The organism is Streptomyces ossamyceticus (assembly GCF_001418475.1).
Lineage (GTDB): Bacteria > Actinomycetota > Actinomycetes > Streptomycetales > Streptomycetaceae > Streptomyces > Streptomyces ossamyceticus.
Genome location: NZ_LIQX01001004.1, coordinates 1 through 1,220, shown reverse-complemented (window position 1 = coordinate 1,220; position 1,220 = coordinate 1). Strand labels below are relative to the sequence as shown.

Annotated in this window: 1 pseudogene; it reads left to right on the top strand. The window is 76.6% G+C overall.

The annotated features are described in order from the left end of the window. A pseudogene (locus AOK15_RS41365) lies at positions 1 to 1,220 on the top strand (hypothetical protein); the annotation flags it as partial.

Genomic DNA, 1,220 nt, shown 5'->3' with positions numbered 1-1,220 from the left:
GTCCCACACGTCACCCGACAGCCACACCGTCACCTCATCGGCCACCTCATCGGCTGCGACCTCGTCGGCCGCCGCGTCACCGTCCGGCCGCACCACGAGCGGGGCGTCGGGCGGGACGGCGGGCGCCACGAGCCCCACCGGCCCCACCGGCCCCACCGGCCCCGGCGGACGGGGTCCCGGCAGCGGCGACGACATGCCCGACGCCCGAGGAGGGGCGTCAGGCGTCACGACGGGAAACGGCGTCACGCCCGGCATCCCGTCCGGACCGTCGTCGCACCGCCGCCACCGCGCCCCCACCGCACCCGTCCTGGTCATCGGCTCACCGTTCCTGTGGTGGATGCGGGTGGGAGAGCTACGGGCGGTGCTCGCACCGGTCGTCGCGGGCACGGGTCCGTCGGCGCACCCGGACATAGCCGCGGCCCGCCGTTTCGTCCGCGGTCTGGACGCCGCTGTCGCCGTCAGCTCCGCCCCGTCGCACGGTCCCCTCGTCCGTACGGTGCTGGCCGGCGTCGGCTGGGTGACCCGGCTGCTCCTGCGCGGCTGCCGGGCCCATGCGGCGGAGATGGAGCGAGGGGTGGCGGCCGCCGCGGCCGAGCGTGCACAGGCTGTGGACTACGGTCTGCGGATCGTCGCCCAGGAGCAGGTCGGCCTGGCCTACGCCGGCTGGGACCGGCTTCTCACACGCGTCGCGCTGCCCGCCTGGCGGATGGGCCGCTGGCCGTCCCGTCTCGACGCGGGCGTCGTCGCCGCGCTCACGGAGCTGTCCCGCCGCGACCGCCTCGCCGAGGGCTTCGCCTCCCGGCTCGGCGAGCGCCCCGCCTGCGACCTCCTCGAAGAACCCGGCACGATCGACGAGGCCGCGTCACTGCTCGCCGCGCGCCTCTTCCACGGCGGCCCCTCCGAGGCCGGCCGCGACTGGGCCCCGGTCGACTGGAACGCGTACCCGGACGAGGTAGTCGACCGCAAATGGCGCACGGAGGCGGCCCGGCTCCACCGCGTGCTCGACGCGCTGGGCGTCCACCGCACCACCGACCACACCGGCCCGGACCAGACCGGCCCCACCCTGGCCCGCGTCCTGGACCACCTGACGGCACCTACGGGGTCCCCCGAGGCAGGCCCCGACGGACAGCCGACCGGCCCCACGGCCACCGGCGCGCCACAAGACGCCACCCCTCCCACCGCTACGGAACCAGCCCCCGACCCGCAGCACCGAGGCATAC